This window comes from Methanoregula sp. (assembly GCF_050010295.1).
Classification (GTDB): Archaea; Halobacteriota; Methanomicrobia; order Methanomicrobiales; family Methanospirillaceae; genus Methanoregula.
Map to the genome: position 1 here is coordinate 44,449 of NZ_JBEKLH010000007.1, position 14,242 is coordinate 58,690.

A 14,242-nucleotide genomic window follows, 5' to 3' on the forward strand; every position below is an offset into this window, starting at 1 on the left:
GGCATCTCATTTCCCGGCGCTCGCGGAGTTGGCTGTCAGCCCCGTTCAGGCCCCGGGCAGCAGGGATGTACCCGTGAATCTTCATGGCACGTATCAGGACCCCCCATAGAGAATAACCTGCCTCATTCCCGATTGCGGTATCATCACGGCTACCCGGGGGGGCGGGATGAGACACCGCCAGCAGGAAGTATATGCCTTCAACAATATACCGGACAGACAGAAACGAAGATGAATAAAATTCACCCAAGGACCATGAAAATCGTTCAGGTACGAGAGCTCCCCGCCTCAGGGCCTCTCCGAGGACAGCCCGCAGGGCTGTGGAGAAGTGCAACTTCGACTTATGAGTGGTTTGTCAGAACCGCGAAGTGTGAGAAGTTTGCAGGAACTTCGAGCACGGCGGGGCAAGGAAGTTGAACCGCCGCTGGGGCACCCCTTCGGGGCGTCGTCGTTCATTGCAATGGTAAAAGAGGGACCACCGCCCGTGATATCTGAATAATACGCTTTTCATAGGAACGGCAAAAAACAAAGATTATTTTTCGGATCTCTTCTTGAAGAGTGCTTTGCTGAACCTGTCGATGAACCCTTCCTTTACTTCGGCAGTCTTCTCTTCTTTGTAGGCAACTCCGACGAGATCGGATGCGATCCTCCGGATTGCCTTCGAAGCGGGAGACATCGGGAACTTTATGACGATAGGGGTCTTTGCGGACGATGACCGCCGGATATTGGGGTCTTCAGGGATGATCCCGAGGACCTTCACGCCGAGGACTTTCTCCATCTTCCTGGTTATGATATCGGTCTTGTCCTGGTCGATACGGTTGATGATGGAACCGAGGACATGCCCCCCGACAACTTCGGTCAGGATCTTGGTCTTGAGGGCGTCAACAATGGAGGAAAGTTCAGGGTTCACCACAAGGATCACTTCATCGGCAACGGCAAGGGGGACGACACCGTCCTTGCTGATACCGGCGGGGGCATCGATCAGGAGGAACTCGCAGCGTTTCACGAGCTCGGTCATGACATCCCGGATCTTGTCCGGGTCCGCCTGCTGGAACCCCTGGAGGGAGATGCCGCTCGGAATAACCTTGAGCCCTGCCGGACCATCGTAAATTGCATCGTTGATGTTTCCTTTTCCGGCAAGGATCTCATGGAGGGTGACCGGTGCGTCGTGCAGGCCCAGTAAGAGGCCCACGTTCGCCATGCCGATATCGGCATCCATCAGGTAGGTCTCCTTGCCGAGCTGTGCGAGCATGGTACCAAGGTTCACGGCCACGGTGGTCTTCCCAGTACCTCCTTTTCCGGAAGCAATCGTGTAGACCTTGACCATTAAACCCCCTGCCGTGATGAGTATTTCTATTGAATTTATATAAGATTACTGGAGTCCGGGCATCTTTTTCTCATATCCACCGGTGTATGATCTCGTCTGCGTCTCTTTCGATCTTCTTCCTGGTCTCCTCCGATACCGGGTGGTCAGACCGGATGATGCCGACAAGCTCGGAGCCCTCGTGAGACAACCCGAACATTACGACACCGGGGGTTTCTGAGAGGGGGTCGTTCCGGAAGATCCCGCTGTAACGTGCAGCGTCCGCTCCGGTATCATCTCCCCCGCTCGAAGCAAACACGAGCCCGTCGGAGGTGGCGATGGTGAACCGGTCGAGCGAATATTTCGCGACGACTGCACCGAGGCTCTGGGTGATGTCTGCGGTTCCCTCCGTGACACTGGTCTCTTCCGGCACCGGAGTAATTTTTGGTACCTGACTGGCTGCAGTCCTGGGCCTTACCAGCGGGACGGGCCTTGCTTCCGGCTGGTACCCGAAACGGTTGGGTCCGGGTGCAGCAGGAACCGCCGCCCGCCGGCTATATGGTAGTTTCACCCGGCGTCTTCTCCAGTACACCACGGCGAGGATGATCCCGGCAATAACGAGAATGCCGATGATAATGAACGGAAGAATGGAATCAGAAACGGGGATCAGACCGGTCGTGATGGATCAACTCCTGCCCGGTCAGCGTTCCATGAGGTGCTCGAGATTGAGCTGCCTGATCATGGTCTTGCAGTCATTGCGGATCTTATCCGTGACGTTTTCCAGGTCCTGGATGTCAAGGGTATCGAGATCCCGGTCGGAAGAACCGGCGCTCTCATCCGGGGACCGCCCTCCCTCCCCGCCGCTCTTCTCCTCTCCTGTAACCTGTACCGATTCCAGGAGGGGGGGAGGAACCTTTGATCTGGGAGGATGACCGGCCGATGGACGGGCCCCAGAGAGAACAGGAACCTGCAGTGGTTGTCGCCCGGATGCATGCGATGTATTTTCCGGAGAAACCTTCGCTGTGGAAGGCGATGCTGCAGGAGAGGATCTTGGCAGGACCCGTACCGGTGCAGCAGTCCGGTGAGCGTCTTCCGTCATTTTCGCAGGCCCGCGGGAGGGAACATGAGCAGGGGATTTCCGCGACAGCCCGCTCTTTCCAGCCTTCACAAGCCTGCAGGCCTTGTTGAACTCGAGGGAGAGCTGGACCTGTGCCTCGTCAAGCGTTGAGAGGGCGGCGTCCACTTCCCCCCCGCATTTCTGGAGTTCCTCCCACCCGGGATCGCCGGGTTTGCCATGGAATTTAACGAGAATGCACGTGCCTGACTGGTACACGAGTGTCCCGTTACCACGATCGGATGAGAGGCTGCAGATCCCGGAAAATGTTGTACGCTCCAGTTCCTTCAGAACAACCCCAACCGTTGTATTTTTCCGTATTTCCCGGAATGTGCCCCTCGGAAGCTGCATCATGGTTACTATGACGGTGTTCACCTATAAAGTTTCTTTATGGGTGGACGACGATCGTGCTGCATAAGCACAGCCCGGGCCCGTACGCAGGTCCTGCAGGAATCAATGCCGGATCGGCGGTATTTTCACCTCACGACCCCCTCTACCGTTAACAGAAAGCAAGGATAAAGACCAACATTTTAATAGATACAGAGTAAGAAGATACATTTATAACGTGGTGCAGAGATGCTGAAACCATTGCTCGAGGAATTTCTGAAGGTGGAAGGGATATCAGCTGCGGTCGTCGTGGGGAGGGACGGTTTTGTGATAGAAAGTGCAGTTTCCGGCAAAGTTGATATCGAAGCTCTTGGAGCCATGGCGTCAACCGGCCTTGGGACTTCCGAGGCGATGGGCAGTACTCTGGGGAAAGGCGAGCTCCTGCAGATGCTCGTCGAACTGGAAAAAGGGCCGATCATCCTCTCTCCGCTTTCAACGGACGAACTCATCGCCATTGTAGCGGATACGACGTCAAATGTCGGAAGGATCCGATACGAGCTGAAGAAGAACAAAGAACGGATTGTTGCTGCACTTTGATCACCTTTCTTCTTCTATGAAATTCCCTGCAGGAACCGATGGAGGGACCATTTCCAACCCCCAGGACGAGGGGTTCATCCAGGAACTGACGACCTTCCGTGGCGCTATCGAGATCGAGACCGGTGCGGGTCACGGCCTGATCCTGACGGATAACGGGACGCTCGTCTCCGCCTACTTCCGGACCGGGGAGGGAGCATTTAAAGGAAATGATGCCCTTTCCCGCATGAACGCGGAACAGGGGGAAGATGAAGCACCCCAGACGTTCTCCCTGCGAAAATACGATGAACAGGAATTCTCCCAGGCAGTACGGATCTCCCGGGACGAAGACCTGCTGCTCCCGGGTTCAGGGTATGACACGCCCCCGGCAAAAAGGGGCGCCGTGGAACCCGGGGCCCCTCCGGAACTCCTGGACGAGGGCAAGCTCAGGAAGATTGCGAGCCAGCCCGGGGTCATTGCGGTCTCGGCATTTTTTGAAGGGTTCCCGGTACAGTCGATAGGTGATGCAGATTTTGAGCATGTCGCCGCTTCGGCCGAGGATCTCATGCGGGCAGGGAGCAGGATAGCAGAGGATATGAAGATCGGCGACCTGGACCAGTTGATCCTCGAAACAGCCCGGAACAAGATCATCATCGCCCCGTGCGGGGACCTTTCCCTGTGCATCTTCACGACTGCCGATGCCCAGCTCGGGCTCATCAGGGTCATGTTAAGAAGCATCCAGAAGGAGACAGCCGGGTAAACGGGGGAAGATCATTCCTGTACGCGGGTTTTGCAGGTCGCCGGTGGTAATCCGGGGACATTTGCGCCTCCAGAGGGTAGATATACTCATACACAAATTATCTTTTACCAGTCTTCCGGAAAACCATCTGAAACAACCGGTACCGCGATTTCACGATCCAACGTGGGGAGGTCCAGCATGAGCAGAGGAGACGACGATACGCCTGACGATATGAACTCAATCGCGGATATGATCCGTGGCTCAAAGAAGAAGGAAGCGGTACCAGAGCAGCCTGATGAGGCCCCGGCTGCACCCGCTGCACCCCGGTCAGGACCTGCACCCGATTCCGGTGATTTTTCGATCCTCATGAAAAAACTGGGGATGGCTGCCACGGCAGAAGCTCCTGCACCGGAAACCTCTCCAGGGCAGTCATCCTCCAGTCCCGGAGAAGAGCAGGTCAGCAGCCTCGATGACCTGCTCGAAGATGCAGAGACCCCTGCTGAAGAAACGGCTGTTGAGGCAAAACCGGATCCGGGTTCCATGAATGCAGGGGTCGGGGGTTCCGGAACTCGGGCGGACACCCAACGGGCGCCCGCATCTGCACATGAAGGGGTTTCCTCCCCCACGTCACCGGAACCTGCGGCTCCCCGGGAACCCGCACACGAAGAAGTGATCGAGATCATCGACGAGGACCCGAAAGCTGCGATGAGGAAACCGAAGGCCGCAAAAAGGGTGGCGGCAGCCGCTGAAGCAGCACCTACCCCGAAAGAGACAGAGACCGATGAAAAAATTATCTCGGTCGACCAGATATCCGATATCTCCGGCCTGATCCTTCCCAAAGGGGCGACTTTCAAGATCGAGGAGATCAAACTGCACGGGAGGATCAATGCGTTTGAAGGTTCAACGGGCAGTTCCCTCCCGCCGGAATTTGCCGAGATCTGGAAACGGGAGTTTTCAACGGCCGGTTTCAAGGACCTTGACATTGACGAAGATAGCGCCGAAAGCGGAGCCAGGCTGAAGGCAGGACCGAAGAGGTTCGGGTTGTCGGCCCTGTTCAGCGCGATCCGCACCGAGCAGGAGGAATACAGCCCGAAAAAACACGGCCCTCTCGTGGATACCGTCTTCATCCCGCAGCCCGGTATCGAGGAGATGGAGATGTACCCGGTCAACGAGCCGTATGCCTATGTCCGCATCATCTACGACCACTCCACCCACGAATACACGTACCAGGTTCTCGAACCTGTGCTCACCGACCCGGAGAAGGAGCTGCTGAAGGAGCTCAAGGAACGCCTCTTCGAGACGCTGGACATCAACACCAAGGACATCTCCAGGGATGATGCACGGCTGAAGCTCCGGATTGCGACCAACGAGATCATGCAGGACTACGGGATCAGGCTCCCGCCGATCCAGCGGGAGAAGATCCATTACAACATGCACAAGGACTTCCTCGGCGACGGCCTGATCGATGCGATCATGCATGACAAGTACATCGAGGATATCTCGTGCGACGGTGTCAACACACCCATCTTCGCGTTCCACTCGAGCTACGAATCGATGAAGACCACGCTCGCATACCATACCGCGGAAGATCTCGACTCGTTCGTGACCAAGCTTGCCCAGCGTGCAGGCAAGTACATCTCGATCGCCGAACCGATCCTCGACGCGACGATGCAGGACGGTTCCCGTATCCAGATGACGCTCGGCCAGGAAGTCACTGCCCACGGTTCCACGTTCACCATCCGTAAGTTCAAGGACGAACCCATCACTCCCACGGACCTCATCGAGTGGCACACGTTCGCCCCGCTCTCCATCGCTTACATCTGGCTCGCGGTGGAGAACGGCAAATCCGCGATCTTCGCCGGGGGGACGGCATCGGGAAAGACCACGGCCCTGAACGCCATCTCGCTCTTCATCCCCCCCATGGCGAAGATCGTCTCGCTTGAAGATACCCGCGAAGTGAAACTCCCCCACCCCAACTGGATCCCCAGCGTCACCCGGGACTCGTTCGACACGGCCGGGAGGGGGGAGATCAACATGTACGAACTCCTGCGTGCCGCGATGCGGCAGCGTCCCGAGTACATCATCGTGGGCGAGGTACGGGGCAAGGAATGCCAGACGCTCTTCCAGGCGATGAGCACCGGCCACGTCACCTATTCCACTACGCACGCCGACTCGGTCGCCAGCGTCGTCCACCGTATCGAGAACCCCCCGATGGATGTGCCCCGCAACATGCTCTCCGCCCTTGACTTCATCTGCGTCCAGGTGCAGGCCCGGGTAGGCGGCAAGCGGATCAGGAGGAACAAGCAGATCGTCGAGATCCTCGATATCGACCCGAGGACGAACGAACTGATAACGAACGAGGTCTTCAAATGGCGCTCTGCCACCGACGAGCACAACTATTCCGGGAAGTCCTACCTGCTCGAAGAGATCATGGAGGCGAAGGGGTGGAGCGAGAACCGGATGCGCGAGGAGCTCAAGCGCCGCCAGGAGGTGCTCGAATGGATGAGGATCAAGAAGATACGGCACTACAAGGACGTAGCGAAGATCCTCATCTCCTATCACCGCGACCCGGAAGCGGTCATCGAGAGGGTGAGGAAGGACCTCTATGAATAGTTACGAGCGGTTCTGCTTCAACCTCTTCGGCAAGCGGATGAAAGGGAAGCGCGACGAGTACTCCCAACTCCGGAACGACCTCCTCTCGGCCCGGTTCAAGACCCCGTTCGAAGTCTATCTCTCGACGGCGTTCGTCAGTTCAATCATTGTCGGGCTCTGTGCGGCAACCGTCATCGGCCTGTTCAGCTGGATCCTGAAGATCCCCGCCCTCATCAAGTACCGCGGGGCCGTTCCCGGCCCGCTCGTTGCCCTTTCCGTCCACAGCCTCCTGATCGGGACGATCGCCATCACCATCTTCTCCCTCCTCGTATTCGGGGGGCTGACCTATGCAGCCTTCATCATGTACCCGGGCCTCGAGGCCGGTAACCGGCGGCGGAACATCGACGCGAGCCTCCCGTACGCTATCAACTATGTGACCTCAATGTCAACGGCAGGCATCACCCCGGCCGAAGTGTTCCGCCTCCTTGGCGACAGCCCGATCTATGGGGAAAGCTCGGTGGAGGCCCGGTATATCGCCCGCGAGATCGATATCTTCGGACGCGACCTGATCGATGCCCTGCGGCTGGTGTCCGCGAGTACCCCGAGCAAGCGCATGAAAGAGTTCCTGCAGGGTGCGATGGCGAGTATCTCCAGCGGCGGCAACCTCACCGAGTATTTCCGCACGAAGGCAGACCAGTACGCGCTCGAGAACCGCCAGACCCAGAAGCAGTTCCTCGAGATGCTCGGGCTGATCGCGGAGTCCTACGTGACGGCGATGGTGGCCGGCACCCTCTTCCTGATCATTCTGCAGTCCATCATGTCGGTGCTTTCAGGAGACAACCGCCCCCTCTTCCTCTATGCCATCATCTACATCATGATACCTCTCGGGAGTATTGCGTTCGTGATCATGATCAGTTCCATGACGCCGGAGTCCTGACTATGGGATTTTCCGATATTTTCAGCAACCTGCTCAACAAGGGCCCCCACAGCCGCGAGCCGATCAGGACCGATGAGCTCGGGCCCGTGGAAGACGAATTTGCCGAGATCACGAAGAAGCTCGAGCACGAACGGCAGAGCAGGGAAGGGGTTGGAAAGTTCCTGAGACACCCGTTCCAGGTCCTGACCGAGCGCCCGGAGAACATCCTCATCGTCTGCATCCCGCTCTCCCTGCTGGTCTTCATCGGGGGTTTCCTCTTCATGGTGAGGACCTATGGCATGGGAGTACTCTTCGATTCAACGTCTGTCGATGATTTTGCGGTCTTTGCCGTCCTGATCGCTATCATCCCGGTCGCGCTCCTGGACTTACGGGAACAGGTCCGGGTCAAAAACCTTGAGAATGCGCTGCCCAACTTCTTCCGGGATCTCGCGGGGATGAACGATTCCGGCATGACCCTCCCGACGGCTGTCCACCTCGTTGCCGGCGCGGAATACGGGACCCTCACCCCGCACATACGGAAACTCGACAACGAGATGTCCTGGGGTGTCAATTTTGTCGAAGCCCTGTACCGCTTCGGAAGGGGCCTTGGGACAACGCTTGCCGACCGGAGTGTCGACCTGATCGCCAAGGCAAGCAGGGCAGGTGGCGACGTGAGCGAGGTCCTGAGGGCTGCTGCGAAGGATACGTTCGAAGTGGTGAACCTCCAGAACGAACGCAGCAACAACATGCTCATCTACGTCATCATCGTACTCGTCTCGTTCGCGGTGTTCCTGTTCGTCATCGCCATCCTTGTCTCATCGTTCCTCTCGACGATGGCCACAGCAGGGGCAGCCGCTGCCGCTGCCGGTGCGCACGGGTTTATGGGGAAGATCGATCTTTTCGTGTACAAGCGGCTCTTCTCCCATGCCGCCATGCTCCAAGGGTTCTTCTCGGGCCTCGTGGCAGGCCAGATGGGCGAGGGGCGCTTCATCGCGGGGCTGAAGTATTCGGCTATCATGCTTCTGATCGCGTGGATCACCTTCCGGTTCTTCATATGAGACGGGGAAATGTTTGGGGAATCTTTTTTTTAAAGAAAGTCACAATCTATCTATTGTTAACTATTTTTATTGATGTTTCTTGAATCTTCTTAAAATTCTATTCTCCTTTTGTTGTATCAGGCAATATTTTCTGTGATCCGGCCGGTCTGATCCGTGGATCGGATTGGATGATCCGGCCCGGAGAGATCTTCCGGTGGTAAGATCTTTTTGCCATCCGAAAGCGTTTCGGTTAGTCTTACACAAACCGAAATAAAGTATTAAATCATGCTTTATTTTAATCGACAATCTTAAAAGATATAGAAGATCACTTTGATTTTGCTTAAAGTTTTAGCTTTGAGGTTCTGATGCGTATTTGGGTCTGTGATATTTCCTTCCAAAAATAGTTCTTAATAACGCCTTGAATTATCTGAAAGCACTAAACAGCAAATTCTCTATGTTTCATAATGAAGCCACGACAACGCACCAGAACCCGCCGGTCCGCCCGGTCCTTCCCCAAAGAACTCAAGGAAAGAACACCGGATCAGCGCCCTTCCCGGGCAGGGAAAAAACGATTCCGAAGATTCAGGAATTTCGCCCCCGGAAGACAGATACTAGGGAACGGGTACTTCACGATGATCAGGAAAGCACGGTATTGCTTTTCCTCCCTTCTTGTGCCCAGAAAGTGGGAAACAGGGTAAAGAGGGCCCGGAGAGGGTATCGGGGTTTTTATACTCTTTGACCAGCATCCCCCGGATTCCCCCGTTACCGCATACTTTTTTCGAGCAGGGTCATCGCACCACATTCCCAGGAAACAGCCCGCTCTTTTTCGAGCGTTTGTTACCGGGTCTGACGTTCCAGAATCCTTTTTTGTTTTTTAGCGGTGTTGTTTCATGCGCATCCTCCCTTGATGTTTTGACCAGACAGGTCTGGTTTTTTTCAAGCGGTATTCGATCATTGCAGGTGTCGTTCAACGAAAATGAGGATTCCGGCAATCGCGCCGACACTGTCCCGGCATTTTTTGGATCCCCCCACCTCAAGAACACGCAGGTGCCTGCGTATTTCGGCAATTTCCTCCAACGTGATGAGAACCCACGGGTTTTTATGAGACATGCTGGTTAGCTCCTGCCCGATCTGTTCACCAATATGCCGATGTCATTGACCGGCCACCTGTTTTGATATGGCCAGCTCTTCCCCGCTCTGGCTATTCAGTCGTGAAAGGTATACACGCGCCCACGGAAAGGCAAACAGTCCCCCTACAATTTCACCCACAACCATGCCCCACCAGATCCCGGTCTCCCCCATCCTGAAGATGAACGTAAACGCGTATGCAAAGAGAATGGCAAATACAAGGCTTTGCATAATGGTCAGGATCGCTTTTTTCGGGTCGCCGGTCAGGAGTGCGACTCCCTCTGTCGTGTCCGTACGGCATCCGGTCCTGGAATCTTTTTTAGTCGGTTGAAAAAAGGGAATGCGCATATATGCCACTTATTCGTGCCTGAGCGCATCGATCGGGTTGAGGTTTGCCGCCTGCCACGCCGGATATAACCCGCATGCAATACAGATGACGATCCCAAATCCGACTCCCTCGACAACTGACGTCATGCTTGACACGGTGAAGAGGTACTTGGTGGTGCCGAGCATCAGGGCACTTACCGCGTACCCGGCAAGGATACAGAAAATCCCCCCGATCAGGCTTCCAATGACGCCGATAATGGTGGCCTCGTAGATGAACATGCTCATCACCTCTTTTTTCTGGGTGCCGATGCTGCGCATGATCCCGATCTCCTTGATCCGCTCGTTCACGGACATCATCATGATGTTGAAGATCGAGACCCCGGCGACAACCATCGAGATCCCACCGATGGCGGTGACGAATGTCGTGACCGTGCCAAAGGTTGCATAGATGGTCGAGAGTGTAGCCTTGCTGTCTGTCACGGAAACGGTCTTTTCTTTGGTGTTTCGGTTGAGCTGCTTTTCTATAGTTGTCTTTACATCGGCAGTGTCGCCGCTGGTAACTTTTACGACCACTTCATTGTATTCATCAATCGTGTTGTAGGTATTCTCAAACCACTCTTTTGTCACGACGAGGGCACTATCGGTACTGATATCGAAGCTCATTCCCCGTTCCTTAATAATACCGGTAACCCTGAGCGCACCATATTTCCCATCGGATCCAATGGAAATCCGTGACCCGACCTTGAGGTTGTGATCCTTTGCAAATGTCGATCCCACGAGGCAGCCGGAGTTTCCGTTGTTATAATCCCCGGCTTCAAGTTCAGGGAGCAGATCTTTCTCCTGATCCGTCGGAATTCCATAAATGCTTGCCACAATGTCGTCGCTTCCGACACCCACTTTCATGTGTTCGGATGTTGAATAGACGGGAATTGCCACGTTCGGGGCGACCGCACGTTTAATCTGCTGGTAATTCTGATCGGTGAGCTTTAAGTCTGCCGAGCTCCCGCCACCCCCTCCCATGCCCATACCGCCGCCACCGGCGTAGGGGGTGACAATTACCGAGTCCCCGACCGAAGAAAGACTCGAGCTGATCTCTTGCGTCAAACTGTTTCCCAGGACACCCATGGCACCAATAGCGACGACACCGATGATGATCCCAAGCATCGCCAGGGTCGAGCGCAGCATATGGATCCGGATGTTTCGTTTGGAGATCTCCCAGAATATGGTGCTCATGTTGCAATTCTCCCGTCAACGATCCGGATCGTCCGGTTCGTATAACTGGCAACATGGGGGTCATGGGTCACTACGATGATGGTCGAGCCTTTCCTGTTCAGTTCCGTCATGAGTTCCATGATGCTTGCCCCTGTTTTTGAATCGAGATTACCCGTTGGTTCATCGCAAAGCAGGATGTCTGGATCGTTAATGAGCGCCCGTGCGACAGCAACCCTCTGCTGCTGACCTCCCGAGAGTTCAAGGGGTGTGTGGGTATAGAGATATTCTTCGAGCTGGACGGCATGGAGTACTTCGGTGGCTTTTTTCGGGTCAACACTTTTTTGCGATTTGAGCATCTGGGGGAAACTGACATTCTCGATGACGTTTAACAGCGGGAAGAGGTTGAAGTACTGGAAGATGAACCCGATGCGATCCCGTCGCAGGTTCGTGAGTTCGACATCGCTCATGTCGCGCACACCAATCCCGCTCATAAAGATATCCCCGGTAGTCGGTGTATCAAGGCATCCCATCAGGTTCAACAGCGTTGACTTGCCGGAACCTGAGGGCCCCATAATCGAGATGAACTCCCCGCGTTCCACTTCAAATGAGATGTGGTTAAGTGCCATCACATCTCCGGCCTTGAGCGGGTAGATCTTTACCACATCGGAAAACTGGATGACCGGCTGCATGACGTGCCATCCCTTATTGGTTCTTTCGTTTCTTCATGTAGAGATACCCGCCCACGCCAAGCACAATAATAATGACAACGGCCAGTGCCGGGAGCATGCTTGACTGTGAGTCAGTCTGTGTTGTATTCTGGGCCCGGGTCAGATCGATGTTCTGGACGGAGGTGATCACATTGCCGTCACTGTCTTTGTAGGACTGCTGGAGGGGAACGCTTGTCGTGCCGTTAGGAACGGTAAAGGTGACCTCGAAACTGCCGAAGTCGTCAGATTTGAGTGCACCGATCACGTAATTCCTGTACGGGTCCTGCGTCAAGGCAGGAGAGAGCGATGTGACCGTGACACCATTTGCGGTCGAGAGACCGGCGTTTGTTATATCACCGGTGACATCGTAGGTCCCCTGTTTGAGTGTGACAACGATGTTGCTCATGACCGGGTCAGCCCGCTGTTTGTCAATGGTAAACTGGATCGGCAGGGTCGTGTTGATGGTGTGGATATTATCCCCATTATCGTAATCGACATGCATGAAGAGTGATGTGGGCTCGTCAGCTGTTGAAGTAAAATTAACCATCGTACTGGTTCCAGCAGTCAGATCACCAATGTATGTCTTTGAAGGTGTAAGGGTGACACCGTTCCCGGTGACTTCAAAGATGACATTTTTTACATCGTTGTCGCGGGGGTTAGAGATCTGTACACTGATAGTTTCCTTTTTCCCTTGGGTGAATGCATCCGGCTTCTCAGCAACGGTCATAACAAGGGGCGTATTGTCCACCTTGACCGGAGTACGGTAATACAGGCCGTTGCCAGCGCTGAAGCTTAATGAGAAGGTGGGGTAATACGTACCCGCATTCTTGTCGGTTCCAATCGAGAATACGAACGACCGGGTCTGGAGAGGCCCGATATTGGCAGAGGCGTCGTACGAGCCGCTGGTGAGAAGGATATCATTGTCACCAAAAGTCGCATGGTTGACCATGACGCTCTGGTTTGCATTCCCGTTGGTGACGTAAAACGTTGCCGTGGCGGTATCCCCGGTAAAGAGGACTGCCGGATCTATGGTATAGTTGGATACGTATACGTTACCTGCAGCCTGAATGGCGTCGTTCGTGCTGTAACCACTTGCCGGAAGAACCAGAAATCCTATGGTTACGAGAAGGAACAGGAGCGTCCCGTACGCTGGACGGGGGATTCGGGGGAACGTTCTTTTCCCGGCACCTGAATGAGTCGGTCTTCGGTCTGCTGTAAAATCCCGGGTATCCGGATATGCTGAAGGGTATGTCATTCTGAACATTCGCTCTTCCTCAAATCTGTAGTAAATTTTTTTACTACAATTTGTTTTACTAGGGTATTACCCAAGACTTAAAAAATGTATTCATCAAAGTAGTTAAATTTTTAACAACTCGGTGATTATTATTGATTATATGGAGAGCGTTCCCGCAGCCCTCATAAAATCGCTCAACGATCTCGGGTTGTCCAACTATGAAGCAAGCGTGTACGCCGCATTGGTCCTGTACGACAACGCAGAAGCAAAAGATCTTGTCGAATATCTCTCCATCTCAAAGCCAAGCGTGTACGAGGCGCTGAATCACCTGGCGGAAATGGGACTGGCCGTAAAAAAAGTCTCAAAACCGGCACGGTACAGCGCGGTTTCACCTCAGATGGCCATTGACCTGCTCATGGGCAACCATAAGAAGGCAGCCGATCTGGCACTGGCGGCACTGGAAAAACTGGAAAAGGAGAAGGTGCAAACCGAAAAAGAGGAGGCCCTCTGGACCATTTATGGCGATAAGAGCATCGAATATAAGATCCGTGACCTTTTCGGGAAGGCAAAAAGCCATATCCGATGCATGATCGGAGAGCGGTACCTTCCGTTCATTGAAAACATACGGATAAAGGATATTTCCCTGCAGCTTATCGTGATATCTGATGCACCGGGTCTTGAGAAAAAACTGCGAGTGCAGTTCCCGGGAAAGAACGTGGATATCCATGTGCTCTCCTCGGAAAAATTTGCTGTCCCTCCACCCTTTGCCCCCCCGGAATTTGAGGAGATCCATAAACTGATGAGAGTCGAAAATACACTCGAATTGATCGTTGATGACGAGGAACTCCTTATGATCCCGCCGTTTTTCTCCAGCACGGTTTCGGTCCTCAATACCCGGAACAAGGGAGCGATTCTCCAGATGAAACTCTTCACCCAGTTCAACTGGAAGCGACTCATTGAAGGGGAGGATTTTCCCTTTTCTCCACATCCTCACAGGAAAAAGCGAGCGTGATCAATTGGTAAGACAGAGTGCAGC

General features: G+C 54.5%; 14 protein-coding genes. 7 read left to right on the top strand and 7 right to left on the bottom strand.

What is annotated here, in order from left to right; all coding sequences use genetic code 11:
- Positions 1-529: 529 nt before the first annotated feature.
- From minD to ABSB80_RS09625, 3 genes are all read right to left on the bottom strand, one after another.
- On the bottom strand, positions 530-1,324 hold the full coding sequence (gene minD / locus ABSB80_RS09615) for a cell division ATPase MinD (protein ID WP_428370403.1): 795 nt from the start codon (positions 1,322-1,324) through the stop codon (positions 530-532).
- Positions 1,325-1,394: 70 nt separating this feature from the next.
- A complete protein-coding gene (locus ABSB80_RS09620) occupies positions 1,395-1,871 on the bottom strand; it encodes a hypothetical protein (RefSeq protein WP_428370404.1) in 477 nt (158 codons plus the stop codon).
- Between the two features lie 129 nt (positions 1,872-2,000).
- Positions 2,001-2,765 (bottom strand): hypothetical protein, encoded by a 765-nt coding sequence (locus tag ABSB80_RS09625; RefSeq protein ID WP_428370405.1) that lies wholly within the window; start codon positions 2,763-2,765, stop codon positions 2,001-2,003.
- A 225-nt stretch (positions 2,766-2,990) separates the two neighbouring features.
- Here ABSB80_RS09625 and ABSB80_RS09630 point away from each other — a divergent pair, with 225 nt between their 5' ends.
- The 6 genes from ABSB80_RS09630 (at position 2,991) to ABSB80_RS09655 (ending at position 9,717) form a co-directional block, all read left to right on the top strand.
- Positions 2,991-3,338 (top strand): roadblock/LC7 domain-containing protein, encoded by a 348-nt coding sequence (locus tag ABSB80_RS09630; RefSeq protein ID WP_428370406.1) that lies wholly within the window; start codon positions 2,991-2,993, stop codon positions 3,336-3,338.
- Between the two features lie 16 nt (positions 3,339-3,354).
- Positions 3,355-4,074, top strand: coding sequence for a roadblock/LC7 domain-containing protein (locus ABSB80_RS09635; protein WP_428370407.1), 720 nt, complete (start codon positions 3,355-3,357; stop codon positions 4,072-4,074).
- A gap of 177 nt (positions 4,075-4,251) precedes the next feature.
- Positions 4,252-6,666 carry a type II/IV secretion system ATPase subunit gene (locus tag ABSB80_RS09640; RefSeq protein ID WP_428370408.1) on the top strand — a complete coding sequence of 805 codons (2,415 nt, stop codon included), beginning with the start codon at positions 4,252-4,254 and terminating at the stop codon, positions 6,664-6,666.
- The gene (locus ABSB80_RS09645; RefSeq protein WP_428370409.1) at positions 6,659-7,582 is read left to right on the top strand and encodes a type II secretion system F family protein; all 924 of its coding nucleotides are present in this window, start codon (positions 6,659-6,661) and stop codon (positions 7,580-7,582) included. The genes ABSB80_RS09640 and ABSB80_RS09645 overlap by 8 nt, the downstream gene beginning before the upstream one ends.
- Before the next feature lie 2 nt (positions 7,583-7,584).
- Positions 7,585-8,619, top strand: a complete 1,035-nt coding sequence (locus ABSB80_RS09650; protein ID WP_428370410.1) for a type II secretion system F family protein — start codon at positions 7,585-7,587, stop codon at positions 8,617-8,619.
- 714 nt (positions 8,620-9,333) lie between these two features.
- Positions 9,334-9,717, top strand: coding sequence for a hypothetical protein (locus tag ABSB80_RS09655; RefSeq protein ID WP_428370411.1), 384 nt, complete (start codon positions 9,334-9,336; stop codon positions 9,715-9,717).
- 33 nt (positions 9,718-9,750) lie between these two features.
- Here ABSB80_RS09655 and ABSB80_RS09660 read toward each other — a convergent pair whose 3' ends face one another.
- The 4 genes from ABSB80_RS09660 to ABSB80_RS09675 are packed head-to-tail and all read right to left on the bottom strand — an operon-like array spanning position 9,751 to position 13,236.
- On the bottom strand, positions 9,751-10,083 hold the full coding sequence (locus ABSB80_RS09660; protein WP_428370412.1) for a hypothetical protein: 333 nt from the start codon (positions 10,081-10,083) through the stop codon (positions 9,751-9,753).
- Positions 10,084-11,286: an ABC transporter permease gene (locus ABSB80_RS09665; protein WP_428370413.1), complete on the bottom strand. Its 1,203-nt coding sequence runs from the start codon at positions 11,284-11,286 to the stop codon at positions 10,084-10,086.
- Positions 11,283-11,954: an ABC transporter ATP-binding protein gene (locus tag ABSB80_RS09670; RefSeq protein WP_428370414.1), complete on the bottom strand. Its 672-nt coding sequence runs from the start codon at positions 11,952-11,954 to the stop codon at positions 11,283-11,285. Before ABSB80_RS09670 ends, ABSB80_RS09665 begins: the two co-directional genes overlap by 4 nt.
- Before the next feature lie 13 nt (positions 11,955-11,967).
- A complete protein-coding gene (locus ABSB80_RS09675; protein WP_428370415.1) occupies positions 11,968-13,236 on the bottom strand; it encodes a COG1361 S-layer family protein in 1,269 nt (422 codons plus the stop codon).
- A gap of 130 nt (positions 13,237-13,366) precedes the next feature.
- Here ABSB80_RS09675 and ABSB80_RS09680 point away from each other — a divergent pair, with 130 nt between their 5' ends.
- The gene (locus ABSB80_RS09680) at positions 13,367-14,218 is read left to right on the top strand and encodes a TrmB family transcriptional regulator (protein WP_428370416.1); all 852 of its coding nucleotides are present in this window, start codon (positions 13,367-13,369) and stop codon (positions 14,216-14,218) included.
- Positions 14,219-14,242 lie beyond the last annotated feature (24 nt).